Source organism: Glycomyces dulcitolivorans (genome assembly GCF_003265355.1).
Taxonomy (GTDB): Bacteria; Actinomycetota; Actinomycetes; order Mycobacteriales; family Micromonosporaceae; genus Glycomyces; species Glycomyces dulcitolivorans.
This window is the reverse complement of the sequence record NZ_QFRW01000080.1, coordinates 1-23,167: the sequence shown is the minus strand read 5'-3', so window position 1 is coordinate 23,167 and position 23,167 is coordinate 1. Positions and strand designations below refer to the sequence as shown.

The 23,167-nt window shown below is 70.2% G+C and carries 28 protein-coding genes and 2 tRNA genes; 9 read left to right on the top strand and 21 right to left on the bottom strand.

The features are described 5' to 3' along the window. The first annotated feature begins 1 nt into the window (after position 1). A complete protein-coding gene (locus DI269_RS07625; protein WP_112134500.1) occupies positions 2–376 on the top strand; it encodes a hypothetical protein in 375 nt (124 codons plus the stop codon). Positions 377–443: 67 nt separating this feature from the next. Here DI269_RS07625 and DI269_RS07620 read toward each other — a convergent pair whose 3' ends face one another. After that, a complete protein-coding gene (locus DI269_RS07620; RefSeq protein WP_112134499.1) occupies positions 444–668 on the bottom strand; it encodes a hypothetical protein in 225 nt (74 codons plus the stop codon). On the opposite strand from DI269_RS07620, the gene DI269_RS07615 reads away from it, so the two are divergent. Next, positions 669–872, top strand: a complete 204-nt coding sequence (locus tag DI269_RS07615) for a cold-shock protein (protein WP_091051883.1) — start codon at positions 669–671, stop codon at positions 870–872. Positions 873–921: 49 nt separating this feature from the next. Here DI269_RS07615 and DI269_RS07610 read toward each other — a convergent pair whose 3' ends face one another. Continuing rightward, entirely contained in the window at positions 922–1,329 is a 408-nt protein-coding gene (locus DI269_RS07610; protein WP_112134498.1) for a hypothetical protein, read from the bottom strand. A gap of 221 nt (positions 1,330–1,550) precedes the next feature. Here DI269_RS07610 and DI269_RS07605 point away from each other — a divergent pair, with 221 nt between their 5' ends. Together DI269_RS07605 and DI269_RS07600 are read left to right on the top strand one after the other, a co-directional pair. Continuing rightward, positions 1,551–1,961, top strand: a complete 411-nt coding sequence (locus DI269_RS07605; RefSeq protein ID WP_112134497.1) for a YciI family protein — start codon at positions 1,551–1,553, stop codon at positions 1,959–1,961. A gap of 4 nt (positions 1,962–1,965) precedes the next feature. Beyond that, on the top strand, positions 1,966–3,150 hold the full coding sequence (locus DI269_RS07600; RefSeq protein WP_112134496.1) for an RNA polymerase sigma factor: 1,185 nt from the start codon (positions 1,966–1,968) through the stop codon (positions 3,148–3,150). 3 nt (positions 3,151–3,153) lie between these two features. Here DI269_RS07600 and DI269_RS07595 read toward each other — a convergent pair whose 3' ends face one another. After that, complete coding sequence (locus tag DI269_RS07595; RefSeq protein WP_112134495.1) at positions 3,154–3,960, bottom strand: NAD(P)H-binding protein; 807 nt, start codon at positions 3,958–3,960, stop codon at positions 3,154–3,156. Beyond that, positions 3,957–4,580 carry a TetR/AcrR family transcriptional regulator gene (locus DI269_RS07590; protein WP_112134572.1) on the bottom strand — a complete coding sequence of 208 codons (624 nt, stop codon included), beginning with the start codon at positions 4,578–4,580 and terminating at the stop codon, positions 3,957–3,959. The genes DI269_RS07595 and DI269_RS07590 overlap by 4 nt, the downstream gene beginning before the upstream one ends. A gap of 105 nt (positions 4,581–4,685) precedes the next feature. On the opposite strand from DI269_RS07590, the gene DI269_RS07585 reads away from it, so the two are divergent. Continuing rightward, positions 4,686–5,273, top strand: coding sequence for an acyl-CoA-like ligand-binding transcription factor (locus tag DI269_RS07585; protein WP_112134494.1), 588 nt, complete (start codon positions 4,686–4,688; stop codon positions 5,271–5,273). After that, a complete protein-coding gene (locus tag DI269_RS07580; protein WP_112134493.1) occupies positions 5,270–6,448 on the top strand; it encodes an FAD-dependent monooxygenase in 1,179 nt (392 codons plus the stop codon). The genes DI269_RS07585 and DI269_RS07580 overlap by 4 nt, the downstream gene beginning before the upstream one ends. Here DI269_RS07580 and DI269_RS07575 read toward each other — a convergent pair. The 6 genes from DI269_RS07575 to DI269_RS07550 all read right to left on the bottom strand — a co-directional run bounded on the left by DI269_RS07575 (position 6,445) and on the right by DI269_RS07550 (position 11,686). Further along, on the bottom strand, positions 6,445–7,110 hold the full coding sequence (locus DI269_RS07575; RefSeq protein WP_112134492.1) for a dihydrofolate reductase family protein: 666 nt from the start codon (positions 7,108–7,110) through the stop codon (positions 6,445–6,447). The genes DI269_RS07580 and DI269_RS07575 overlap by 4 nt on opposite strands. Then, positions 7,110–7,595 (bottom strand): SRPBCC family protein, encoded by a 486-nt coding sequence (locus DI269_RS07570; RefSeq protein WP_112134491.1) that lies wholly within the window; start codon positions 7,593–7,595, stop codon positions 7,110–7,112. The genes DI269_RS07575 and DI269_RS07570 overlap by 1 nt, the downstream gene beginning before the upstream one ends. Continuing rightward, a complete protein-coding gene (locus tag DI269_RS07565) occupies positions 7,585–7,926 on the bottom strand; it encodes an ArsR/SmtB family transcription factor (protein WP_112134490.1) in 342 nt (113 codons plus the stop codon). Before DI269_RS07565 ends, DI269_RS07570 begins: the two co-directional genes overlap by 11 nt. A gap of 44 nt (positions 7,927–7,970) precedes the next feature. Further along, positions 7,971–9,893 carry an FtsX-like permease family protein gene (locus DI269_RS07560; RefSeq protein ID WP_112134489.1) on the bottom strand — a complete coding sequence of 641 codons (1,923 nt, stop codon included), beginning with the start codon at positions 9,891–9,893 and terminating at the stop codon, positions 7,971–7,973. Beyond that, positions 9,893–10,633 (bottom strand): ABC transporter ATP-binding protein, encoded by a 741-nt coding sequence (locus tag DI269_RS07555; protein WP_112134488.1) that lies wholly within the window; start codon positions 10,631–10,633, stop codon positions 9,893–9,895. Before DI269_RS07555 ends, DI269_RS07560 begins: the two co-directional genes overlap by 1 nt. Before the next feature lie 69 nt (positions 10,634–10,702). Continuing rightward, a complete protein-coding gene (locus DI269_RS07550) occupies positions 10,703–11,686 on the bottom strand; it encodes a zinc-binding alcohol dehydrogenase family protein (protein ID WP_112134487.1) in 984 nt (327 codons plus the stop codon). A gap of 183 nt (positions 11,687–11,869) precedes the next feature. Between DI269_RS07550 and DI269_RS07545 the strand changes: the two genes are divergently transcribed. Beyond that, a complete protein-coding gene (locus DI269_RS07545) occupies positions 11,870–12,775 on the top strand; it encodes a CPBP family intramembrane glutamic endopeptidase (RefSeq protein WP_112134486.1) in 906 nt (301 codons plus the stop codon). A gap of 1 nt (position 12,776) precedes the next feature. Here the strand turns inward: DI269_RS07545 and DI269_RS07540 are convergent. After that, a tRNA-Ser gene (locus tag DI269_RS07540) sits at positions 12,777–12,867 on the bottom strand. Positions 12,868–12,942: 75 nt separating this feature from the next. Further along, positions 12,943–13,719: a CPBP family intramembrane glutamic endopeptidase gene (locus tag DI269_RS07535; protein WP_112134485.1), complete on the bottom strand. Its 777-nt coding sequence runs from the start codon at positions 13,717–13,719 to the stop codon at positions 12,943–12,945. Positions 13,720–13,979: 260 nt separating this feature from the next. Here DI269_RS07535 and DI269_RS07530 point away from each other — a divergent pair, with 260 nt between their 5' ends. After that, a complete protein-coding gene (locus tag DI269_RS07530; protein WP_112134484.1) occupies positions 13,980–14,819 on the top strand; it encodes a hypothetical protein in 840 nt (279 codons plus the stop codon). 56 nt (positions 14,820–14,875) lie between these two features. Beyond that, positions 14,876–14,964, top strand: a tRNA-Ser gene (locus tag DI269_RS07525). Between the two features lie 116 nt (positions 14,965–15,080). Here the strand turns inward: DI269_RS07525 and DI269_RS07520 are convergent. The 9 genes from DI269_RS07520 to DI269_RS07490 form a co-directional block, all read right to left on the bottom strand. Further along, entirely contained in the window at positions 15,081–16,574 is a 1,494-nt protein-coding gene (locus tag DI269_RS07520; protein ID WP_112134483.1) for a tyrosine-type recombinase/integrase, read from the bottom strand. After that, positions 16,574–16,798, bottom strand: coding sequence for a helix-turn-helix transcriptional regulator (locus DI269_RS07515; RefSeq protein ID WP_198667237.1), 225 nt, complete (start codon positions 16,796–16,798; stop codon positions 16,574–16,576). The genes DI269_RS07520 and DI269_RS07515 overlap by 1 nt, the downstream gene beginning before the upstream one ends. A gap of 54 nt (positions 16,799–16,852) precedes the next feature. Continuing rightward, positions 16,853–18,775 (bottom strand): YfjI family protein, encoded by a 1,923-nt coding sequence (locus tag DI269_RS07510; RefSeq protein ID WP_112134481.1) that lies wholly within the window; start codon positions 18,773–18,775, stop codon positions 16,853–16,855. 58 nt (positions 18,776–18,833) lie between these two features. Continuing rightward, positions 18,834–19,280, bottom strand: coding sequence for an NUDIX domain-containing protein (locus DI269_RS07505; protein WP_112134480.1), 447 nt, complete (start codon positions 19,278–19,280; stop codon positions 18,834–18,836). A 36-nt stretch (positions 19,281–19,316) separates the two neighbouring features. Beyond that, positions 19,317–19,553 (bottom strand): hypothetical protein, encoded by a 237-nt coding sequence (locus DI269_RS26875; RefSeq protein ID WP_157974822.1) that lies wholly within the window; start codon positions 19,551–19,553, stop codon positions 19,317–19,319. Positions 19,554–19,611: 58 nt separating this feature from the next. Next, positions 19,612–19,839, bottom strand: a complete 228-nt coding sequence (locus DI269_RS26870) for a hypothetical protein (protein WP_157974821.1) — start codon at positions 19,837–19,839, stop codon at positions 19,612–19,614. 29 nt (positions 19,840–19,868) lie between these two features. Continuing rightward, a complete protein-coding gene (locus DI269_RS07500) occupies positions 19,869–20,078 on the bottom strand; it encodes a hypothetical protein (protein ID WP_157974820.1) in 210 nt (69 codons plus the stop codon). Positions 20,079–20,293: 215 nt separating this feature from the next. Next, positions 20,294–22,420, bottom strand: coding sequence for a hypothetical protein (locus tag DI269_RS07495; protein ID WP_112134479.1), 2,127 nt, complete (start codon positions 22,418–22,420; stop codon positions 20,294–20,296). 91 nt (positions 22,421–22,511) lie between these two features. Then, on the bottom strand, positions 22,512–22,862 hold the full coding sequence (locus DI269_RS07490; RefSeq protein WP_112134478.1) for a hypothetical protein: 351 nt from the start codon (positions 22,860–22,862) through the stop codon (positions 22,512–22,514). Positions 22,863–23,167 lie beyond the last annotated feature (305 nt).

Here is a 23,167-nt window from a genome sequence, read left to right as displayed (position 1 = left end):
CATGGCAAGACAGAAGGATCTGATCGACGAGTTCACCGAGCCGGGAGCCGAGGCCGACGCGATCCGCATGTCGGACATCGCGGGGGGCGAAGGTGCCGATATCGGTGAGCTGCATGGGAAAGACCTGCTCGACGAGGACGAGTGGGGGCCCGAGCCGAGGCGCGGGGTCCGCCCGATCGTCGTGGCCGTCGCCGCCGCCGGCATCGCCGCCGTCGCGGTCGTCGCACTCAAGATCGCGTACGACCGCCGCACGAAGGCACACGGGTACCGCAAGGCACTTGAGCAACTGGAGGAGGCCCGCGATTCGCTCATCTCGGCCGCCGCCGAGCTCCCGGAGCGCGGCCGCGAGGTCCTGCACAGGGTCACGCGTCGCTGAGTTGGTGTAGGGTCGGGCAAGCTTCTCAACGCCGCCGGCAAGTTGGCAGAGCGGCGTTTCTTTACCTTCAACGAATCAGGCGAACCATCTTCTCGATCAAGCGGTCCGACGTCCAGTCGACACGGATCACTCTGTGGCACGCGGTATCGCAACCGCGGCCGGTCGCCGCATGCCCCGACACCCCACACCAGGCTTCCGCGCCGGATTCATCGACGCGGGATTTGGGCCGCTCCGGCGGCCCGATGAAGAAGTCGGAACGCTGCGGCGGACCGACGAACAACAGGAGGAACACATGGCCACTGGCACTGTGAAATGGTTCAACGGCGACAAGGGCTTTGGCTTCATCGCTCCCGACGACGGGTCCGCGGACGTGTTCGCGCACTTCTCCGCGATCCAGGGAACTGGTCGCCGTGACCTCGAAGAAAACCAGCACGTCGAGTTCGACGTCGAGCAGGGCCAGAAGGGCCCGCAGGCCGCGAACATCCGCGTGCTCTAAAGCGAACCGGGCCGGCGGCGCCTGAGCGCCGCCGTCCCGACCCCGCACTTCAGGAGGCCCGCCTCCGCGCCTGGCGCGGCAGGCGGGCCTTCGCCGTCAGCGCCCCTCCCACGATCGCGGTGATCGCGCCCACCTGCTGGACGGCCTGGCCGACCATCGGGCCGATCCCGGCGTCCCCGGCGAGGTTGGCGAACCCGGTGCCGCTCACGAACCCCTCGACCATGAACCCGGCCTGGATGAACAGGCCGAGCGCGATCGGCAGGACGGCCGCCCAGCGGACGCGGGCCCGCAGCACGGTGAACAGGACGGCGCCGGTCCCGAGCAGGATGATGCCGGGAGGCGGGTAGACGGGGAACTCGATGCCCGAGGCCCACAGGACGGCGATGCCGGCGGCGCTCGCGAGCATCCCGGCGAGGGCGGCGGACTCGGGGCGGATCCATTGCTGCTTGACGTTCATTTCAGGGGCTCCTCTGCGAGGTGATCGATACCTCAATGCTGTTCGCGCGCCCCGCTCCCCCGCATCCGCGCAGCGGCGTAAACCCGCCTCGTACCTCCGACGTAACCCCGCGCGCAAAATAAATCCGGAGAACTTCCCGAGGGATGTCGAGAACCCGGCGCGGGCTCCGTCCCCGGGATGTCGGCGGCAAGGGATGCCGCCCGAGACGGAGGATTGCAGTCATGGCGAAGTACCTGTTGCTCAAGCACTACCGCGGCGGCCCCAAGCAGCACGCGAACGCGGTCGCGGCGATGGACGAGTGGACTCCGGAGGAGATCTCCGAGCACATCGCGTTCATGGGGAAGGTCGCCGACGACCTGCGCGAACGGGGCGAGTTCGTGGACGCCCAGGCGCTGGCGTTCGAAGGCGAGTTCGTCCGCTACGGCGGCGAGGGCGCGGCCCCGGTGACCGACGGGCCGTTCGCCGAGACCAAGGACGTCATCGCCGGGTGGATGATCATCGACGTCGACTCGAAGGAGCGCGCCTACGAGGCCGCCGCGTACCTGTCCTCGGCGCCCGGCAAGGACGGCCTGCCGCTCCACGAGTGGATCGAGGTCCGGCCGTTCCTCACCCACGCGCCGGTCGTCGAATAGTTCGATGTTCGACGAACACCTGCTGCGGGATCTGACCCCGCAGGTCCTCGGGGTCCTCGTCGGCCGCGGAGCCGATTTCGCGGCGGCCGAGGACGCCGTCCAGGACGCCCTCGTCGAGGCGGTGCGCCGCTGGGACGGCGACGCCCCGGACGACCCGAAGGGCTGGCTCGTCACGGTGGCGTGGCGCCGGTTCCTGGACGCGCGGCGCTCGGCCTCGGCCCGGGCGCTGCGCGAGGTGCACGTGACGCGCGAGCCCGCGCCGGGACCGGCCGGGCAGGCCGACGACACGCTGCTCCTGCTGAGCCGCTGCTGCCATCCGGCGCTGTCGCCGGCGTCGGCGATCGCGCTGACGCTGCGCGCGGTCGGCGGCCTGACCACGGCCCAGATCGCGCGGGCGTTCCTGGTCCCCGAATCGACGATGGCGCAACGGATCTCGCGCGCCAAGCGGACGCTCGCGGGCGAGCGCTTCGAGCGGCCCGGCGACGTGCGGGCCGTGCTGCGGGTGCTCTACCTGATGTTCGACCAGGGCTTTTTCGAGCGCGGCTTCGCGGGTGAGCGGAAAGCCGACGACGCCGACCTGGCCGCGGAGGCGATCCGCCTGGCGCGCCAGCTCGCCGCGTCGGTCCCCGGGGACGCGGAGGCGGCGGGCCTGCTCGCGCTGATGCTCCTGCACCACGCGCGACGCGCCGCCCGCACCGACGCCGCAGGGGACCTCGTGCCTTTGGCGCTCCAGGACCGGTCCCTTTGGGACACCGCGATGATCGGCGAAGGCGTGGACCTGCTGCAAGGGGCCCTGGTGCGGGACCGCTTGGGCGAGTACCAGATCCAGGCCGCCATCGCCGCACTCCACGACGACGCCGCCACGGCGGAGGAGACCGACTGGTCGCAGATCCTGGAGTGGTACGACGAGCTGCTGAAGCTCGGTCCGGGCAATCCCGTTGTGGCCCTGAACCGGGCGGTCGCGGTCGGGCACGTGGACGGACCGCTCGCCGGGCTGCGCCTGGTCGAGGGGCTCGACGCGAAGCTGCCGCGGCGCGACGCCGTCGCCGCGTACCTCCATGAGCGGGCGGGGAACACGGCCGAGGCCGCGCGCCTCTACGCGGTCGCGGCGCGGAGCGCGCCCAGCACGGCCGAGATGGGCCACCTGCTCAGGCAGGCGGCCAGGCTGAACCGGGCGCGCTCCGACTGAACTTCAGCGGAAGTCGGCGGCGTGGTCGACGGCCCACTGCTCGAACGTGCGGGCCGGGCGGCCGGTCACGGCTTCAGCGGTGGGGCCCCACTGCTCGGCTTCAGCGTTCGCGAGAATGTCGAGCAGCGGCTCCGGCCAGAACTGCGCGGCGGCCTCGCGCGGCAGCTCCTCGACCGCGATGTCGCGGCCGATCGCCTTGCCGATCAAGGCGACCTGCTCGCGCTGGGTGATGTGCCCCGGTCCGTCCACGGTGTACTTCTGGCCTTCGTGGCCGCTCCCGAGCAGCGCGGTCACGGCCACGTCGGCGATGTCGCGCTCGTGGATCGGATTGACCGGCGCATCCGGGTACGGCAGGCGCACCAGGCCTTCGGACCTGATCGAGTCGCCCCACCACAGCGAGTTGGTGGCGAACATGGCCGGGCGCACGAACGTCCATGCCAGGCCCGAGGCCTCCAGCGGAAGCTCGGCGGCGCGGTGCCGGCGGGAGATCTCGTTCTCCTTCGTCTGCGGATACAGGACCGACGCCGAGGACAGCAGGACGACGTGCTTGACGCCGCTCGCCTCCGCCGCCTCGACGAAGTGCTCCATGCCCTCGTGCGCGGCGTACAGGAAGACCTTCTCGACGCCTTCCAAAGCGGGGGCGAGGGTCTCGGGCGCGGTGAAGTCGACGCGGGCGGGCATGACCCCGCCCGGCAGCTCGACGGCGCCGGGGACGCGGCTGGCGGCGCGGACGGGGGTGCCCGCGAGGATCAGCTGCGCGATGACGTTGCGCGCGAGGGTGCCTCGCGCGCCGGTGACCAGGACGGTCATGGGTGGTTTCCTTCCGTTGGGGGTGCTGCGGCCAGCCGCGCGAGGATGCGCGACAGGGTGTCGCCGTAGCGGGTTTCGAACTCGGGGTCGTCGATGTCGACGCCGAAGAGCCGGCGGGCCGTGTCGCGGAAGACCGCGGGCGCGAAGACCATGCCCATGAGGGCGAGCTGCATCGCGGCCGTGTCGAGGTCCTCGGCGAAGTCGCGGCGCTCGCGCATCCGCTCCTGGTCGGCCTCGATGTCCTCCTGCGTCTCCTCCGAGGGCGCGTCGTCGGCGAGGGCCTCCCACAGCACCAGCCTGACGACCCGCAGGTCGGAGAGGTTCTGGTGCAGGTACCAGCGCACGAGCTCATCGGGCGGCAGGTCGGCCCGCTCCTGCTCGCGGTCGAGCCACTCGCGCTGGATCGCGCGGTACAGGCCCTCCTTGCCACCGAAGTAGTAGCTGATGAGCTGCTTGTTGACGCCGGCGCACTCGGCGATGGCGCTGACGCGGGCGCCGCGGTAGCCGTTGGCGGCGAACTCGGTCAGGGCCGCGTCGAGCAGCTTCGCCTTGGTGCGCTCCGCATCGCGGACGCGCTCGGCGGGTTCGGGCGCCCGCTGCCGGTTCGTCTTCGGTTCCACGCCGAAACCGTACCACACAATTATCCGTCTGGTTGATTGGATTATCTTTCAGGATAATTGAGAGGCAGTCACTGCCATTTGGCAGTGACTGCCTATACTGGTTCCATGGACCACGGCCTTCAGCACCGCAAGAAGCTCGCCGCGATGCACCGCATCCAGAGCGCGGCCCTCGACCTGTTCGAGGAGCAGGGCTTCGACGAGGTCGCCATCGAGGCGGTCGCCGCCGCGGCCGAGGTCTCGCCGCGCACGGTCTACCGGTACTTCGGCTCCAAGGAGATGCTCGTCATCTGGGACGACGAGGACGAGCTCGACCCGGGCGCACTGAACGCCGAGTTCGGCGGGGACGACCCGATCGCGGCGCTCCGCGAGGCGCTGCGCGCGGGCTTCGCCGCCCTCGGCGAGGACGACCTCCTCCTGATCCGCCGCCGCGTGACGCTCATCTACCGGTACCCGGCGATCGAGGCCGCGATGATCCTCCACGGCTACGAGAAGTCCCGCGCCATCGCGGCCGCCGTGGGCGGCGAGGACGCGTTCGAAGTGCAGGTCTTCGTGCACGCCTTCGTGGGCGGCGTCCTCGCCGCGATGCGGGACTGGTGCGCCGCCGGATTCTCCACTCCCCCGTTCGAGCTCGTGGACCGGGCCCTCACCCTCCTGGAACACGGCTTCACCAGAAAGCGAGCGACCCCGTCATGACATCAGTCCAGAACGTCCTCATCTCCGGCGCCAGCATCGCGGGGCCCGCGCTCGCGCACTGGCTCGAGCGCAGGGGCATCCGCGCCGTCGTCGTCGAGAAGGCCTCTTCGCGCCGGACCGGCGGCTATACGATCGACTTGCGCGGCAAGGCGATCGACGTCGCCGAGCGCATGGGCGTCCTCGACGGCGTCCGCGCCGCGAAGACCGAGATCACCGGGGTCGCGATGGTTGACGCCGAGGGCCGCGCCGTCGCGGGCTTCGGGCCCGGCCTGATCGCGCCGGAGGAGCGCTCACTGGAGATCCTCCGCGGCGACCTCGTCGAACTCCTCCACGAGGCGGCCCCCGATGCCGAGTACCGCTACGGGGACTCGATCAAGTCCCTGGAGCAGCAGGGCGATCGGGTGGCCGTGGAGTTCGATTCGGGCGGGTCGGAGTCCTTCGACCTGGTGGTGGGGGCCGACGGCCTGCACTCGAAGACCCGCTCGCTGGCCTTCGGCCCCGAGCGCCCGTACCGGCGCTTCCTGAACTCGTACGTGTGCATCGCGACGGTCCCGAACCACTTGGGATTCAAGGGAGAAGCCCGGCTGTTCAACACGCCCGGCCGCGTCTCGACGCTCTACCACACCCCGAGGGCGGAAGGGGCGAAGGTGCTCCTGCTCTACCGCACCCCGGCCGAGTCCGAGATCGACCGCGAATCGCCTGCGGCGCAGCGGCGGCGACTGCGCGAGGTGTTCGCCGGGATGGGCTGGGAGACCGACCGCATCCTCGCCGACCTCGATGACGCGCCCGACTTCTACTTCGACTCGGTGACCCAGATCCACATGGGCGCGTGGTCGAAAGGGCGCGTGACGCTCCTGGGCGACGCGGGCTACTGCCCCTCGCCGATGTCCGGCCAGGGCACCAGCCTCGCCCTCGTCGGCGCCTACGTCCTCGCCGAGGAGCTCGCGGCCCATGACGACCCCGGGCCCGCCCTCGCGGCGTACGAGCGGCGCATGCGGCCCTACGTCGCCGCGAACCAGGCCATCGCCGCCCCGGGCCTCGACTTCCTGGTCCCGGCGAGCGCCTTCGCGATCAGGGCCAGGAACCTGATGCTCAAATCGGGCCCGCTGCTGCGGTTCCTCAGCCGCTTCAACTCGCGGCTGTCGAAGGCGGCCGAGGCGATCGACCTCGACTAGCGGCGCCGCACCCGGTAGGACAGCTGGGTGACCGAGGGCGTGGCCTCGGACGAGACGAGGTCCAGCGCGACCGCCGAGGTGTCGACGCCGCCGAAGAGGCTGACGCCGTCGCCGAACAGGACCGGTCGCAGGGCGATCAGGAACTCGTCGACGAGCCCGGCGTTGAGGAACTGGACGATGGTCTCGGCGCCGCCGCCGATGCGCACGTCGCGGTCGCCCGCGGCCTCGCGGGCCTGGGCGAGCGCGCTCTCGATGCCGTCGTTCACGAAGTGGAAGGTGGTGCCGCCCAGACGCTTCCACGGCTCGCGGACCTCATGGGTGACCACGAAGACCGAGGAGTGGAAGGGCGCGTCCTCGGGCCAGCTGTGCTCGCCCGCGTCGAACATCCGCTTGCCGATGACGGTGGCGCCGGTGCGGTCGAACACGCCCTTGAGGAAGTCGTCGTCCGGGCCGGTCTCGCCGCCCTCGCCGAAGTGCAGGCTCTCGCGCATGAACCGCGTCGCGAGGGCCCACCCCTGGAGGTCGGACCACCGGGCCATCCAGCGCTTGAGCGCGTCGGACTCGCTCCACCCGTTCAGCATCGCCTCGGTGGCGCCGTCGTCGACGGGTGCGATGTAGCCGTCGAGGGACATGGTCACGCTGAAGAACACCTTGCCGGCCATCAGTTCTCGCCTTCCTTCTCGGTCATGCCGCCGACGTACTCCGCCAGTCGGCCCAGTGTCTGCCTGCCGCCCTCGATCGCGCCGAAGCGCTGGACGGCGCGGTCGCGCAGTTCCCTGGTGGGGAACAGGGTCCGCATCTCCAGCTCGGTCTTCGGGCCCTGCTCTGTGAAGAGGAGGACCTGCTCGAACGACTCCGGGTCGCCCTCGAACGCGCCGTGCACCAAGGAGATCCGCTCGGGCGGCGCGATCTCGCGCCAGGTGATCCAGTTCGGGTAGTCGGTGCCGTCGGGGCCGTGCATCGTGAACTCCCAGGCGCCGCCCTCGCGGAACTCGAAGGACCGCGTGGTGGTGGTGAACCCGTCGGGGCCCCACCAGCGCGAGAGGTGCCGGACCTCGGTGAACGCCTTGAACACCAGTGCCCTCGGGCCGTCGACGACCCGCGAGATCACGATCTCCCGGTCCGCCGTCCCCCGCTCAGTCGTCATCTTCCGCCTCCTTGAGTTCCTGCACGTAGTCGTCCAACCGGTCGAAGCTCGCCTCCCAGAACTCCGCGAACCCGCCGACCCACTCCTGGACCGGTCGCAGGGCGCGGGCGTTCAGGCGGTACAGGCGCTGCTTGCCGTCGCCGCGGACGCTGACCAGCTCGACCTCCCGCAGCACCCGCAGGTGCTTGGAGACCCCGGGCTGGGGGAGGTCGAGCGCGCTCGCGAGCTCGGACACGGCCAGCTCGCGCCCCCGCAGCAGGTCGAGGATGCGCCGGCGCTGGGGCTCGGCGATCGCGTTGAACGCGTCGGAGGTGGTCGCGGCTCGTGCCATGCCACGATCATATACCCATAACGGCATATGTCAAGCGGGTCCGGTCATTCGCGGGACGCGACCAGGCGGATCGGCGGCGTGCGCGTCGCCGACAGGGCCGTGACCAGGCTCGTCGCACCGACGATGACGGCCGCGCCGAGGGCGAGGCCGAGCAGGAGCGGCCACTGGACGCTCACGACCGTGAGCCCGACGAGGTCGCGGAGAGCGACCGCCACGCCGAGGACCGAGGCGGCCGCGGCGAGTGCGCCGAGGAGCAGGCCGATCGCGACGACCGCCTGGGATTCCAAGAGCGCCAGCCAGACCACTTGCCCGCGGCCGAGCCCGGTGACGCGAGCGGCGGCGAACTCGCGCCGCCGGTTCGAGGCGGCGATGACGACGGCGTTGACGATCGCGATGGCCGTGTACAGCATGGTCATGCCCAGGAGCACGATCATGATGTTGCGGGTCAGACGCTCGTCCTCGGCTGCCGTGGCGTCGACCCACGCGTCGATCGTGGTGACCTCGCCGAACTCGGCGAGCCGGGCGGCGGTCTCGTCGCGGTCGGCGTCGGGGGCGAGGCGCACGACGTGCTGCGAGGGGCCGGCCCCGGCGGGGAGCAGGTCGGGCGAGAGCAGGTAGTGCGGGCCGGCGACCGTGGGCGGCAGCAGCGCCGCGACCCGGACCTCGACTTCTTGTCCGCCGATGCGCATCTGGAGCATGTCGCCGACGTTCCAGTCCTTCTCGTAGCCTTCGCTGGGGCTGACGGCGACCGCGGCGCCCGTGAGGTCGGCGAGGTCGCCCGCGACGGGCGAGACGTCGTGGGTCGCAATGTAAGCGGCGGGGTCGACCACGGTCCCGAGGCCCGCGACGTACCAGCTCGCACCGGCCTCGGCGAACGCCAGCTCGAACAGGATCTCCGTCTCCGCAGAGACCGCCGCGACACCGTCTACTTCGGCCAATTCCGGGGCCGCCGACTCATCAGCGGCAACCAAGAAGTCGGCGTCCACAGTGCTCAGATTCTCTTGACGCCCGGCCTCCCCCACGGTCGCCAGCGTTCCGCCGATGCTCGCGACGAACGCGAACAGGACCATCACCGGCGCCGCCGTCGAAGCGCTGCGGCGGGCGTCCGAGCGCAGGTTCGCCAGCGCCAGCTCCCCCAGGACCCCGCGGAAGGCCAGCCCGAACAGCTTGGCCGCCAACGGGACGATGAGCGGCGCCAGCGCGCTGAAGCCGACCACCAGCGGCACCGTCACGAGGAACGGCGTGAGCTGGATGAACCAGACCGGCATCCCCGCGTCGCCGCCGGGGAACAGGGCGAACAGGACCGCGCCGCCCGCGATGAACAGCAGGCCGAGGATCCAGCGCGAGACCGTCATGACCTGCGACGCCTCGGCGCCTTCGCGGAGCGCCTCCTGCGGGCGGATCTTCGCGGCGCGGCGCGAGGACGCCAGGACGCCGAGGACCGCGATGAGCACGCCGGTCCCGAGCGAGACCGCGACCACCCAAGGGCGCCACTGGGCTTCGAATCCGGGCGGCGCGAAGTCGAGCCGTTCGAGGAGCCACACCTGGGCCCGCATCACCGGCAGCCCCAGCACGATTCCGAGGGCCGAGCCGACCAGGCCGAGCAGGACCGCCTCGCCGACGAGCAGCGAGCGGACTTGGCCGCGGCTCGCGCCGGTCAGGCGCAGGAGCGCGAGTTCGCGGCGGCGCTGGGCCACGGTGAACCCGAACGTCGAGGCGACGATGAAGACGGCGACGAACGCCGCCAGCGCGAGGACCATCGACAAGAGCGTCATCGCCCCGTCGTAGGCGCCTTGGAGCGCAAGGGCCGCTTCGGGAGTGAGCCCGGAGGGGATCGCCGCGGCCGCGGCGGCGACCAGGGCGAGGAGCGAGGACTGGACGAGGGCGACCCCGAGGCAGACGGTGAGGATGGCCCCGGCGAAGACCTGCCAGCGGTCGCGGAAGGTGTTCCAGGCGAGGAGGAGCATCAGTCCTCCAGGGCGGCGAGGCGCTCGGCGACCTCGCGGGTCGAGGGGCGGTCGACGCCGTCGACGATCCGGCCGTCGCGCAGGAACACGACCCGGTCGGCCGAGGCTGCGGCGGCGGGGTCGTGGGTGACCATGATCGTGGTCTGGCCGCGCTCGTCGACCATGCGGCGCATGAGGTTGAGGACGTCGCGGGCGGCCTTGGTGTCGAGGGCGCCGGTGGGTTCGTCGGCGAAGAGCACGGCGGGCCTGGTGACCATGGCGCGGGCGATTGCGACGCGTTGCTGCTGGCCGCCGGAGAGTTCGCGGGGGCGGTGCCTGCGGCGGTCGGCGAGGCCGACGGCGTCGAGGACTTCGTGCACGTCGCGGCGCTTGGGGCGGCGTCCGGCCAGGCGCAGGGGCATGGCGACGTTCTGCTCGGCGGTGAGGGACCCGATGAGGTTGAAGGTCTGGAACGCGAACCCGATCTCGGTGCGGCGCAGGCGGGTCAGCTCGGCATCGGAGGCGTCGGTGATGTCGTTCCCGCCGATCCTGACGCTCCCCGCGGTGACCCGTTCGAGTCCGGCGGCGCAGTGCAGCAGCGTGGACTTGCCGGACCCGGAGGGCCCCATGACCGCGGTCCAGGACCCGGCCGGGAACGCGACGCTGACGTCGTCGAGCGCGCGCACGGCGGTCCCGCGCGACCCGTAGACGCGGCTCACGCCGGCGAGCTCGACCGGGGCCGGTGGTTGGGAGTGGTTCATGCCGCAAGGATTCCCACGCGCCCTGACACGGCGCTGACACGTCCTTGCGGCGGACGCTCAGCCTCCCGCCTACGTCGTGACGACCAGCTTCCCGCGGGCCCCGCCGGACTCCATGAGCGCGTGGGCCTCCCGGATCTCGTCGATCGAGAAGACGCGGTCGAGCGGGATCACCGCGTGCCCGGCGGCGACGTCGTCGAGGTAGCCCTGGAGCACCTCGGCGGGCAGGTCCTTCGACGCCCCGGCGTACGCGGTGAGGCGGACCCCGGTCGGCAGGTAGCCGATCGGGTAGAAGTCCTTGACGATCCACTCGTTGGAGAGCATCCCGGTGAAGCAGACGGTCCCGTGGACCCGAACGGCCCGAAGGGTATCGGGGAGGGTGGGAGTGCCGACCAGCTCCAAGGCCGCGTCCACACCATCCGGCAGAATGTCCCGCACCTGAGCGGCGACGTCCCCGTCGTCGACGAGCACATGGTCCACGCCGACGCCCTTCAAAGCCGGGGCCTTCGCGGCATCACGAGTGGTCGAAAGAACCGTGACCTCCCCGAGCCGCTTGGCCAGCACGGCCGCGGCCATCCCCACCGAGGACGTACCGCCCCGGACGAGCAGGCTCTGCCCCGGCTTCAGATCCAACCCGGTGGTCAGCGACCCGAACGCGGTCTGCACCATCTCCGGCACCGCCCCGAGATGCGCCCAGTCCAGCCCCGACTCGAACGGGATGACCTGCCCGACCGGCACGCACGTGTACTCGGCGTACCCGCCGTCGAACGTCCGCCCCATCCCGCCCATCATCGTGGCGACCTGCTGCCCCGGCTCGAACGTCCCGCTCGGATCGGCGTCCACGACCCCGGTCGCCTCGATCCCGAGCACCCTCGGGAACGTCACCCCCTCCGCGAGCCCCAACCGGGTGTGCAGCTCGGACCGGTTGAGCCCGAACGCCTTCACCCTGATCCGCACCCACCCGTCCCCCGGCTCGGGAACCGGCAGCTCCCGCACCACCAGGTTCTCCACCGGCCCCGGCTCGTCAAGCACCACCGCACGCATGGTCCGACCCATCGCCCCTCCTCCAACGTCAGTTTCGGGACACCGCCCTTGAACAGTGTCCCCGAAGACCGGACCCGTCGCCCTCTCCGCCGAAATACGGACCCCCTTCCGCACCAATCCCTCCGATGACCGATTCACGGCGGGGCGCGCTGAAACGCAAACTGAGGGCCGTCATTCCCGAGAGGAGACCGAAAAATGGTCCCGACCATGTCACCGCCGCGCCGCGGCCCGCTCGTGCGGCTGATCCGCGAGCGGCCGCTGCTGAGCTTCTTCGTCCTGTCGTTCGCGCCGTCGTTCGCCTACGAGCTCGTCGTCATCCTGGTGCTGCAACTTCCGTTGGTGCCGTGGATGTTCGCCGCGCCGTTCATCGGTCCGTTCGCGGCGGCCTTCATCGTCACCGCCGCGGTCGACGGCCGGGCCGGGACCCGGGCGCTGCTGCGCGACCTCGTGCGCTGGCGGGTCGGCTTCCGCTGGTACGCCCTGGTCATGCTCGGCCTGCCGGCGCTGCTCATGCTCTGCGTGCTGCCACTGCCGGGCGCGGCGGCCGCCTTCGGGCCGGTGCCGCAGGAACTCCCCGCGTGGGCGCTCGGATTCGTCCTCGTCCTCATCGTCGGCGGCCCGCTCGGCGAAGAACCCGGCTGGCGCAACTTCGCCACCCCGCGGCTCCAGGAGCGCTTCGGCCCCGTCGCCGGCACGCTCATCCTCGGCGTGATGTGGGGCCTGTGGCACCTGCCGCTGTTCCTCATCGAGGGCTACAACCACGCCGGAGCCGACCTCGCCGCCACCGCGCGGGCCTACGTCGTGTTCCTGTGCTTCACGATCGCGATCGCATTCCCGTTCACCTGGCTCTACAACCGCACCGACGGCAGCGGGCCCCTCGCGATCATCGCCCACACTTTCTTCAACGTGACCCTGCTGCCGGTCCTGTTCCCCGGTGTGGACAACAGCCTCCACTACGAGATCGCCCAGGTCGGGGCCTTCACGGCCCTTGCGGTCCTGCTGCTGATCACCACCCGCGGCCGGCTGGGGTGGCGGAACGGACTTCGGGGACACGGCCCGAAGGCGGTGTCCCCGAAGGTCGGATATGCCGTCACGCGATAAGTGGCGGAGGATATGGGATTTGAACCCATGATCGGGTATCACCCGAAACCCGCTTAGCAGGCGGGCGCACTAGGCCACTATGCGAATCCTCCAGGATTCGCGTGAGGCATATCCGAGCACCGAGCATACCGGTCGGCAGCCAGGGGAGCCAAGCGGGTTCGGATCGGTCAGAGCCAGCTCACGTGGGGTGCGACCAGGAGGTATCCGACGAAGGCGGCGATGTCGAGGAGGGTGTGGGCGACCACGAGGGGGCCGGTGCGCTTCCACTTCAGGAAGCACAGGGCGAAGACCGCGCCCATGACCGCGTTGCCGATGAAGCCGCCGAAGCCCTGGTAGAGGTGGTAGGTGCCGCGCAGGAGGGCGTGCGCGGCGATGATCGTCACCGGGCGCCAGGCGAGCTGCTGGAGGCGGGTGACGAGGTAGCCGACGCCCACCACTTCCTCGATGATCGCGTTCTTGAGGGCGGCGAGGACCAGGATCGGGACGGCCCACCACACGTCGTTCAGGTTCGCGGCCGCGATGGTCGCGTTCAGGCCCAGGGCGCGGGCCGTGAAGTAGAGGCCGAGGCCGGGGATGCCGATGCACGCCGCGAGGGCCGCGCCGCCGAGGAGGTCGAAGGCGGGCCGGCGGGTGTCGAGGCCGATGAGGCGGAACGGGTTCCCGCGGTCGAGGCTGAGGAGGTGCAGGGCGAGGGCGACCGGGGCCATGGCGAGCGTGAGGCTCACCAGCTGCTGCGCGAGGTCGTACCAGGGCCGCTCGGCCTCGGCGCGCGCCGAGTTCATCGACTGGACGGAGTCGGCGAGGCCGCCGGGTTCGGTGAGGGTCCCGAGGATGCTGACGATCGACCAGACCGCCGACGCGCCGAGGGAGAGGGCGAGCACGATGACGACCTCGCGGCCGATCGTGCGGCGGTGGAGGAGGGGCGGGGCCTCGGTGTCCGACATGCGCACCAGAGTGCCAGAGCCCCGAAAGAGGACCTTGCCATGGGACCGATCGCACTGCGTGTGCGACGCATCGCCCCAAGTCAGGGGCATGATCTTCCTGTAAGGCGAGGTGCCGTGATACTCATCCCACTCGGCGACGCTCACATTCGCGGCACCTCGCCTGCCTACATTCCGTCGCCGCGCCGCGTCTGTCGGTTTATTGACACTCCCCTTGCAGCATCAGGTAAGGTTAGCCAGTCCTTACCTGAGAGGGGTACCCTATGCGGCTCGCGACTGCGGAGGCCCTTCCGGGCGCGCCCGCACTCGCCGACCGCCCGGTCACCGCCCCGCACCCGCTCCACGCGCTGCGCGCTGTCGCGGCCCGGGTCGAGCGCGACGTGAGCCCCCACCCCATCGCCGGCCTCAGGACCTGGCTCTTCGGCGACCCCGCACCCGCGGCCGTCGAGTTCGCCGCCGCCGAGCTCGTCTCGGGCGAGCGTGTCGAGGAGCTCATGGCCACCGCCGCGGCCCTGTGGGGCGGCTCCGCCCACGCGAACGCGGCGCTGGCGTGGAAGACCTACTGCTACTGGACCCTCGCGCCCGCGGTGCTCGGCTACATCGCCGCCCGCCGCGTCCCGGTGATGGACGCCGCGAACTCGGTGTTCTCGGTGAGCGACGAAGCCCCCATGTTCTCGGTGCGGCAGGTCCGCCCGCGGTTCCTGGCGCTGCCTCACGACCCGTGCGCGGGCCATCCCGACGTCGAGGTCGTCGCGAACGAGGGCGACCTGCTGGACCGCTTGCGCGCCACCATGTTCGAGGACCACCTCGGGCCGGTCCTCGACGCGTTCCTGGCGCGGGTGAGGGTCGGGCGCCGCACGCTGCTGGGCTCACTGGCCTCGGGCCTGTCGTACGCGGTTGCGTCGATGGCGCAGGCCGTGCCCGATCCCGACGACGTCATCGCGAAGACCCTGCTCGACGCGTTCGACGTCGCGCACCTGGTCGACGTCTCCACCGACGAGGCCGGCCGCCTGCTCTACCGGCGCCGCACCTGCTGCCTGGCGCTCACCATCGAGGGCGGGCGCACCTGCTCGACCTGCTGCGTCCAGACCGACCGCTGCTGACTGCGGCTCCACCTGAACCCGCGTTTGATAGATTGGCGCTTGCCCTGAGGGGCCCTGGAGAAGTCGCATAGTGGACTAGTGCACCGGTCTTGAAAACCGGCGTGGGCGTCAAAACCCACCGTGGGTTCGAATCCCACCTTCTCCGCAGAGAGCAGCAAAAACGGCCCTTGACCTGGGAATTCCTTGGTCAAGGGCCGTTCGTCGTTCTGTCGATCCGGTCCGGTTGGGTCCGCCTCGGAACGACCGGGGCCGGGTGCCCGGTCAGATTCCGGTCAGATTTTCACCGCCGGCCTCTTCCTCATCCTCTTGCGGCTTTGCCTCTCCCCCAGCGGTTTCCGCGAGGAAGGCTTCGAGGATGCGTTGCTTGCCTCGGTCGGCGCTGCCCTCCAAGCACTTGGCGTAGGTTCCGAGGAGCGTCTTGACGCTGTGCCCGGCCCATTCGGCGACCTGGTTCGGCTCAACGCCGAGGGCCAGCCAGGAGGAGACGCACGCGTGACGCAGGTTGTACGGCACGGCGGCGAGCTCGCGGGCGAGCTCGTCCTCGCTCAGCGCCGCCACGCGGGCTTTGCGCCACACCCTGCCGTAGGTTTCGGGTGAAGGCACTGCGCCCTTCGGCCCGATGAACAGCCGATCGTCGGGGCCGTACCCGAACTGGTTGAGGTGCTCGCGGATTCTCACCACCAACCGCGGGTGGATCGGGACGCTTCGAATCGTCTTCTCCGAGCGGTGCTTCAGGCGGCGCCGATCACGCCTCTGCGTGCGGTTGTCGGTGTACCGCTTGGACTTGCCGTACGACTCCGCCCTGCGCAATCGGAACTCCCCGAACTTGTTCGCGTCATCGGCTTCGGGCAGCAAAAGGTCGTTCTTCCGCAACGCGATCACCTCCTCAGGGCGAAGGCCGGCGTAGGCGATGATCGCGAAGAACGCCTTCAATCGACGCCCCAGCTCGGCGGCCTCTCCGACAGCGGTGAGCAGCCTTTCGATCTGCTCACCGTTCGGCACGATCGCGGGGTCGACCGGGTCGTCACTCTGCTCTGCCTTCCGCGAGACCGTGCCGAACGGATGGGTTCTCAGCACCCGCTTTTCAACGGCGTACTTGAGCGCCTTGCCGACGTTGGTGCGCTTCCGGCGCGCGTAGTTGGCTGATGCCTTCGTTCCGTCCTGCTTGCGCTCCAGGTGATTGAGGAGTTCATAGACGAGGTCGGTACCCGTCTCGACGTCATCGAAGGCGGTGACTTCGACTGTGTTCTCCTCCAGCCATGCGATCGTCTGCTCGTGTTCCTCGGGCACCGGGTCGCCATGTAGGCGGTCGCCGTAGGCCCATTCCCTCAGCGCCGCGCGAATCTCCTTGTCCGTCGGGCGGCCCTCGGTGGTAGCGAGGAGCACGAGTGCGGCCTCAGGCAGGCACTCGGCAATGCTCTCCCGCTGCCGGAAGCCGATGGTCGGCCAGTGGACATCGGTGAACTTGAGCGTCAGCTCATACCAGGTCATACCGCGCTGTTGAGCAGACTCCGCCTTGAGCATCGACTCGGGCAGGCCCACTTCGATGTCGAACCGCTCGCCATCGCGGTGGGCGGTCATGAGGTCGGACTTGAACTTGTCGGCCGCGGCCTTGCTTCGGAGCGGTTCGCGGTGGCGCTTCCCTCCGACAGTCCAGCGGACTGTATGGGTCTTGCCCTTCTTGTTCTTGCCGGCGCCCTTCCGCTCGGAGACTTCGTGCTCCCAGAAGGTGACCTTGTAGCTCCAATCCGGCATCAGGCGTCCACCTCCGCGAGCTGGTCGAGCCACTGCTCGAAGTCGGCGCGGCGGATGCGCACTTGGTTGTTGGGGAGCCGGAAGAACTTCGGGGTGCGGCCCTTGTTCTTCCAGTCGTTCCAAGTCGACTTGGCGATGCCCAGTTCGTCGTAGACCTGCTGGAGGGTCATGAGGCCGGACGCCTGCGGGCGTGGGGTTGACGGGTATGTGGTCGCGCGTGACATGCTGGATTCCTTCCTTACTGGCGTTTGGGAGGACGGGACCGGCGGCGAAGTTTCCTAGGCCGAGCCGCCGGGCCCGCGCTTTACGTTCGGGTGGAAGTCGTATCGGGGTGAGGGCCGGCCAGGCTTGCCGGCCGGGGCCGGGAGCTGTCGGATGTAGCCGTGGTCTTCGAGGACAGCGAGAGCAGCGCGGACCTTCTCGGCGGTACCGAGACAGACGCGCCCCCGCACGCCTCTGTAGATGTCGCGCAGCTTCATACCGGGCTCGGCGTTCACCTTGAGCCAGTCGAGGAGGAGCCCGGCTGGCGCGGCGTCGGCGGTCGCGCCCATGTACGCCCACACCGCGAGGGCGTGTTCGGCGTAGTAGTGGCCGATGATCGCGGCGGCGTCGATGGTGTCGGCCTCGATCGGCTCGTACCGGCCGACGTAGCCGTGTTCGGCGAGGTGCAGCAGAGCAGCGATGCGGACTACGGCTCCAGTCCACTTGGAAGCCCAAGACAGGATCGGGGCCCACTCGCCACCGGGCGCCAGGCGCGGTTCGCGTTCCTTCTCCAGCTCCGCGACGCGAGCGGTCGCAGCCGGGGTCAGTTTGAGAACGGTGGGCTCGCCGGTCATGTGAGCGGCGTGGGTGAGGGCGGCGATGCGGCGGGCGTATTCGCGCTCGACCGGTTCGGGAACGGGTTCCGGGTCGGGGTTGCGGGAGCCGACGCGACTAGCGGGCATCGCCCACAGGAACCGCGCCAAGAACCCGCGTTCCTCGAACATGGGAACGGCGGCGGCATCACGCAGCACTGGAGGCTGCGGTGAGAGTCCGATCGTGAGAGCGGCCGACTCGATGTGCTCGGAGCCTGAGGTCTTGCGCTCAACGCGGATAGAGCCGCCCGCGTGGCCCTTGAGGAACACGTCGAGGTCGGGGACACCGGAGTAGCGGCCCGCGATGGTCTGGAACAGGCCGCCCTCATCGGAGAGCACCGCCATGGCGCCGCGGTGGCGGGCCATAAGCGTCTTGACGATTTCAGGGGTCACGTCGTCGGCAAACAATCGGGGCTCAACCGGGACCGTGATCTCCTCGGCGGCAAGAGCGGCAGCCTTGGCGTTGTTCATCGCATCGACCTCGCCACCGGACTTGGCGGCAGCGATGCGGGCGGCTTCCGCGGCGCGGTGGAGCACGTCGGCCTCGGTCGCGGCTTCGATGATGCGGGGCCGGATCTCCTCGGCGAGGTCGTTCTCGACCGCGGCCAGCGGGTGGCGGACCATCGCGTCGAACACGCTCGACTTCCGGTTACCGGCCGGGAGAGCCACGCACACGAACACCACGACCGGTTCCGTCCAGCCCTGCCGAACTTTGACCTTGATCGTTCCCTGGAGGGCGGTGGAGATGGCGGCGAGTGCCATAGCCCCGGCGAGATCGGCCGGGGTCTGCGTCGCCTCGGCGACCCCCACTACGGTGCGCTCAACCCACTCGGGAAGGACCACGGTCGGGAAGCTGGGTAGGTCGCCGTGGTTGTCGAGGGGGATCGGGTCGGGCCAGTCGGTGCCGCCAGGGCTGATGTTGTCGAGCGCGGTCCGCGAGCGGTCGAGGATCGCGTCGAGTCGCTCGCCGGTGAGCTCGGCGAATTGGTTCAGACGGGCGGCGACCACCTTGACCTCGCGGCGTTTAGCCGCTTCAGCAACGATGCTGGCGTAGTACCCGGCGTTCGCCGCGGTGGGGACGGCGTCGAGGAGGTCGTGGAGGTAGGGGCCGCCACCGATCTTCTTGAGGTTTCCCTCGTCGGCCAACCGCGAGGCGATGGTCACGGCGTCGATGGGCTTGCCGGCGGCGTGCTGGTCGGCGATGGCCTCCCAGATGAGCCCGTGAGCGGGGACCTCGAACGATCCGGCGTTGAGCTGCGCGGCGATCCCGGGGACGGTTTCGCTGTTGATCAGGGCCGCACCGAGAACGGACTGCTCTGCCCGCTTGACCGCTTCCTTGTCTTCCATGTGGTCACTCCCTGGTCTGGGGCCGGGGCCGCTCGTGGCGGCCCCGGCACAGGCGTGGTTAGAGCTGGTCGTCCATCAGCAGCGAGTAAGCGTCGCCGAGGATGTTGGGGTGGTCGAACGCGAGCGGTCCGGCGAGGGCCTGCTCGATGTCGACCCACATGGCGTCGGCGGCGTCATCTCCGGCCCGGATGGCCTGGAGCTCGGTGAGCTCGATGGCGTAGGCGACGGAGACGACGCGGCCGCGGGGGTCGCGGTCGGGGTCGTCGTAGACGCCGACCATGCGCAGGTGCGCGGGGTCGATGGTGAGTCCGGTCTCCTCGGTCAGCTCGCGGGCCGCGGCGGCCCGGCTGGTCTCATCGGCATCGACGTGCCCACCGGGGATGGCTCGGTGCCCTTCGAAGGGCGCGTACGCGCGCTTGATCAGGAGGACTTGGGAGTCGTGGAAGACGATCACGTCGGCGGCGTACAGGACCGTGTTGCGCTCTTCGGTGTCGTGGTTGGTCATGCGCTGTTCTCCTCTGGCGTTTGGGAACTTGGGCTTCTAGTAGGTGGCGTCTTCGGGGTCGCGGAGGTCGCGTTCGTATGCGGCGTAGGCGAGGTCGTCCGCGCAGTCGCATTCGTCGTAGGTGAGGTCGAGGCACCAGGGGCAGCACTCGCACTCGCCGTTGTGGTCGAGGTCGGTCAGGCACCGGGCGCAGGTGTTGACGGCCGGCGTGCAGTGGGGGCATTCGTCGGCGAACGGGTCGTAGGCGAGCTGGCAGTCAGGGCAGAACGCCATCACGGTGCGGTTCTCCTTTCGGGGAAGTCCCGGGCCGCCGCGGCCCGGGCTGTGGCGGTTAGTCGTGGGTCTGGCTGAAGTCGAGGTTGTTGCAGTACAGGCAGTTACCGCATTCCTCGTAGCCGCCGTGGAGTTCGCCGTAGTGGATGGAGGCGTCCATGAAGTGCGGGCCGCACATGGTGTTCCAGGTGGGGGTGACGCTGCCGGGGGTGCAGACCCAGCAGCACGAGCAGTGGCCGTAGTCGTCGATGTAGTCCCCGCAGGTGGGGCACTGGTCCTCGTCCATGTCGGTGGCTCCGTTCGGGTTGAGTTCGGCTAGCTGATGTCGGAGGACTGGCGGGCCTCGGTGCTGCACGGCGTGCACCAGGTGCCGTCCCAGTCGGCCTCGTTCGGGCAGTTGACGCACGCGAGGCACGCGGCGCAGGTGCAAGTGCGGGAGCAGTAGGCGTACTCGCCGCAGACGTCGCAGAACTCGTCGCAGGCGCACAGGTCGGGGACCCAGCCGCAGGTCTCGCAGTAGTCCATTTCGGTGTCTCCTCTCGGGTCGGGTGGGCTCTGGTAGCGGATGGCTTCGGGGCCCTGTTTTTGGGTGCAGGGGGCTCCAGGCCCCGGGTCCGGGGTCTGTGCCTGTGGGTGGGTTTGCTGCTACGCCCCTGGTCGGGGGCGGTAGCGGGAGCTGGTAGCGGCGGGTAGCGGGTGCGTGCTGCTATCGGCTGCTACGCCTGCCGCTACGGGTGCTGCTACCGCGTCAGCGCCTCCTCTCGCGGCGCCGGGTCGGTGGTGTTCGGGTCGGTGGGTTGGGTGTCGGTGGCGGGTTCCCGGTCGAGGCCGGCGGCGGTGTCGGCGAGGCGGTAGCCGCGGGGGTTGCCGTCCCAGGCGCGTCCGAGTTGGACGGGTTCGACGCCGTAGGGCGCACACAGCGCGGCGAGGCCGCGGGGGTCGAGGCTGGTGTAGGCGGTGTCGGTGGCTTCGAGGACGGCGAGGAGGTCGCGGGTGGGGGCGGCGTCTTTGCCGGTGGCCCGGATGTGGTTGGTCATGGCGCGCAGCGCGACCTTCCCGCACGCGATCGAGTAGCGGGCCTCGCCGTCGTCGGTGCCGAAGCGGGTGTGGAAGATCGCCCGCAGGCGCAGCAGGTCGTTCGCGGGCCCGGTCCCGGTTCCGGCGACCGCGGTGCCCGCCGGTGCGGCGTCCGGCGCCGTCTGCGGCACCGGCGCTTCGGTGTCGGTGTCGGTGTGGTCGAGGGTGAAGGCGGTGTCGTCGCGGATGGAGTCGAGGAACGCGCTCATGCGCGGGTTCGACCAGCGGTCGCGGTAGGCGCGGGAGGCGCCCGCGGCGGCGGCGTCCTCAAGGCCGGGCCGGAACAGGGCGTAGTGCGCGGCGCGGGCGGGGATGTCCTCGGTGGGCAGGTAGTAGGTGCGGCGGGCGGCGCGCCGTGAGCCGGGGCGGACGGTCATGAGCGAGCCGGGCTCGGCGAACTCGGAGGGGTCGACGCCGCCGAGCTGGGCGTTGGCGATCGAGAGGGTGTTGAACACCTCGGTGGGTGAGTCGACGCGCAGGATGTTCTTGTGGGTGGTCTGGGAGAGCAGGTCGCGGGCGTGCTCGCCGAGGAACGACATGGTGGCCCGCTGGGAGAAGATGTCGATGTCCAGGCCCTCGGAGCGGTGCTTGCGCACGACCTTGACCAGCAGCTCAACGGCTTTGCGCTTGACGGGGTCGTTGATGGCCCCGGCAAGGAGGTCGGCGACCTCATCGATCATGAGGCGGATCGCGGGCAGGTCCGGGGTGGGACGGATCTTGTCGCCGCGGCGGGAGCGCGCGCGGATACCGGCGATGCGGTCGAGCTCGAACACCATGGCGAGCACGTCGGCGGGAGTGAACCCCACCCAGTCGAACACGGGCGTGGGCCTGTGGCCCTTGGCGAACGGGGTCAGCCAGTGGCGGGCGACGGAGCCTTCCTTGAAGTCGACGGTCCAGATCAGGCAGTCGGCGCAGGAGGCGTAGTTGTCGATCATGACGTTCTGCAAGCCGCTCTTGCCGGCGTCGCGCTGTCCGATCGAGGACGTGGTCTGGTAGGCGTACACCTCGGCGGCGACCTCGCCGTCCTCGAAGCGGCCTACGGCGAGGGGGTCGAGGATCGAGCGCGGGTCGGCTGGGGCCGGGGGCATGGGGAGGACGTCGGCGAGGATGGAGCGTCGTGAGCAGGTCAGGCGGACGCGCCCGACGTGGTAGCCCTTGGGCTGCTCCAGGCGGACCGCGCCGCGGAACGGGGCGCGCAGGGCGATCTCCAGGGCTTCGATCAAGCCCAGGGCCTGTCGGAAGGTGGTGCCGCCGGGGGCGATCTCGAAATCGGCGACCATGCGGTCGGCGTCCGCGTCCTCGGAGACCATGACCCACGCCTTGATCCCGGCCTTGGCGACGGCGACCGCGGTGGACGATCGCCGGTCGTTCACGGTCTGCTGCGCGAGGTAGCGGGCCTGGTGCGAGCGGGCCTCCCCCGCCAGGAGCAGGGCGTAGACGATCGCCAGCGGCAGGCAGGCTCCGCCCAGGATGCCCAGGTGGGTGAGGGTCTGGTGGATCTCCAGGATGTTGAAAGTGAGCACGGTCGAGGCGTAGGCCGACCAGGCGGCGGCGACCGCGGCGCACGCGGCGGCGTAGACCACGCCCAGCGGCCGGAATCCGGCTTGCTTCACGGTCCAGGTGAGGGTGGCACCGGCGACGATGCCGATGGCGAGCACCAGGCTCCAGGGGAGGCCGGCGACGTAGAGGATGATGCCGACGATGTACAGGACCAGGACCCCCGTGACCGGGTTGGACCATGCCGCGACGTCCCATTCACGGGTGTTGCCGGTGCCGTTCGTGGTGCTCATAGCCGTTGTCTCCCTTGCGAAGTAGTGGGGTTCGGGTTCGCCGTGCCGGGTGGCGGGGCCCGGCCGCCGCTGCGGCGGCCGGGCCGGTGGGTCAGTCCTGGTTGGCGGAGTAGTCGGCCATGTGCTCGTTGGGGCGCGGGTTGTTCAGGCGCTTGTCGTCCTCGGTGTGGAGGGCGGCGAACATGGCGGCGTTGGTCTCGGCGCCGTGGCTCATCGACTGGAGCTGCGCGGCCATGGACCGGTAGTTCGCCGCGGTCTCCGCCCCGGCCGGAGTCTGCTCCAGCTGGTCGGCGAGGGAGTTGAACGAGGACGCGAAGTTCGCGAACATGCCGGGCGTGGCGTTGACCATGCCCTTGATGTCGAGGTAGTTGCGGAACTGGTGGCCGCCCAGACTCGCGACCGACTCGGACGCGCCTTGGACGACAGGGTGGTACTGGCTCATCTTGTGGTGCCTTTCTCGTTGTGCGGGTTGGACATTCGAAGAGGTGGCGGGGATCGGTCGCGGCGACGGCAGCGGCGGGGCGATCGGCCCCAGGGACGGACCCGGCCGCGGCGCCGGCCGCGGGGCAGTCCCCAGTCCCGCCGAGGCCGCGAAGACGGGCCGGGGGCGGGGAGCGGCGTCGAGAATCGGTCCCGGCGCCGCTGGGCGGGGCGACCGCGGAGGGGCGGGGGCGAACACCGGCTCGCGCGGGGACTCGGTCGCGGTCTGCACGACCGGCTCCTCAGTAGCGTTGCGGCCCTTGTCGA

Coding starts and splice junctions, on each gene's coding strand:
- DI269_RS07625 (WP_112134500.1), top strand. CDS start 2: ATGGCAAGACAGAAGGATCTGATCGACGAGTTCACCGAGCCGGGAGCC.
- DI269_RS07615 (WP_091051883.1), top strand. CDS start 669: ATGGCCACTGGCACTGTGAAATGGTTCAACGGCGACAAGGGCTTTGGC.
- DI269_RS07610 (WP_112134498.1), bottom strand. CDS start 1,329: ATGAACGTCAAGCAGCAATGGATCCGCCCCGAGTCCGCCGCCCTCGCC.
- DI269_RS07605 (WP_112134497.1), top strand. CDS start 1,551: ATGGCGAAGTACCTGTTGCTCAAGCACTACCGCGGCGGCCCCAAGCAG.
- DI269_RS07600 (WP_112134496.1), top strand. CDS start 1,966: ATGTTCGACGAACACCTGCTGCGGGATCTGACCCCGCAGGTCCTCGGG.
- DI269_RS07595 (WP_112134495.1), bottom strand. CDS start 3,960: ATGACCGTCCTGGTCACCGGCGCGCGAGGCACCCTCGCGCGCAACGTC.
- DI269_RS07585 (WP_112134494.1), top strand. CDS start 4,686: ATGGACCACGGCCTTCAGCACCGCAAGAAGCTCGCCGCGATGCACCGC.
- DI269_RS07580 (WP_112134493.1), top strand. CDS start 5,270: ATGACATCAGTCCAGAACGTCCTCATCTCCGGCGCCAGCATCGCGGGG.
- DI269_RS07575 (WP_112134492.1), bottom strand. CDS start 7,110: ATGGCCGGCAAGGTGTTCTTCAGCGTGACCATGTCCCTCGACGGCTAC.
- DI269_RS07570 (WP_112134491.1), bottom strand. CDS start 7,595: ATGACGACTGAGCGGGGGACGGCGGACCGGGAGATCGTGATCTCGCGG.
- DI269_RS07565 (WP_112134490.1), bottom strand. CDS start 7,926: ATGGCACGAGCCGCGACCACCTCCGACGCGTTCAACGCGATCGCCGAG.
- DI269_RS07560 (WP_112134489.1), bottom strand. CDS start 9,893: ATGCTCCTCCTCGCCTGGAACACCTTCCGCGACCGCTGGCAGGTCTTC.
- DI269_RS07555 (WP_112134488.1), bottom strand. CDS start 10,633: ATGAACCACTCCCAACCACCGGCCCCGGTCGAGCTCGCCGGCGTGAGC.
- DI269_RS07550 (WP_112134487.1), bottom strand. CDS start 11,686: ATGGGTCGGACCATGCGTGCGGTGGTGCTTGACGAGCCGGGGCCGGTG.
- DI269_RS07545 (WP_112134486.1), top strand. CDS start 11,870: ATGGTCCCGACCATGTCACCGCCGCGCCGCGGCCCGCTCGTGCGGCTG.
- DI269_RS07535 (WP_112134485.1), bottom strand. CDS start 13,719: ATGTCGGACACCGAGGCCCCGCCCCTCCTCCACCGCCGCACGATCGGC.
- DI269_RS07530 (WP_112134484.1), top strand. CDS start 13,980: ATGCGGCTCGCGACTGCGGAGGCCCTTCCGGGCGCGCCCGCACTCGCC.
- DI269_RS07520 (WP_112134483.1), bottom strand. CDS start 16,574: ATGCCGGATTGGAGCTACAAGGTCACCTTCTGGGAGCACGAAGTCTCC.
- DI269_RS07515 (WP_198667237.1), bottom strand. CDS start 16,798: ATGTCACGCGCGACCACATACCCGTCAACCCCACGCCCGCAGGCGTCC.
- DI269_RS07510 (WP_112134481.1), bottom strand. CDS start 18,775: ATGGAAGACAAGGAAGCGGTCAAGCGGGCAGAGCAGTCCGTTCTCGGT.
- DI269_RS07505 (WP_112134480.1), bottom strand. CDS start 19,280: ATGACCAACCACGACACCGAAGAGCGCAACACGGTCCTGTACGCCGCC.
- DI269_RS26875 (WP_157974822.1), bottom strand. CDS start 19,553: ATGGCGTTCTGCCCTGACTGCCAGCTCGCCTACGACCCGTTCGCCGAC.
- DI269_RS26870 (WP_157974821.1), bottom strand. CDS start 19,839: ATGGACGAGGACCAGTGCCCCACCTGCGGGGACTACATCGACGACTAC.
- DI269_RS07500 (WP_157974820.1), bottom strand. CDS start 20,078: ATGGACTACTGCGAGACCTGCGGCTGGGTCCCCGACCTGTGCGCCTGC.
- DI269_RS07495 (WP_112134479.1), bottom strand. CDS start 22,420: ATGAGCACCACGAACGGCACCGGCAACACCCGTGAATGGGACGTCGCG.
- DI269_RS07490 (WP_112134478.1), bottom strand. CDS start 22,862: ATGAGCCAGTACCACCCTGTCGTCCAAGGCGCGTCCGAGTCGGTCGCG.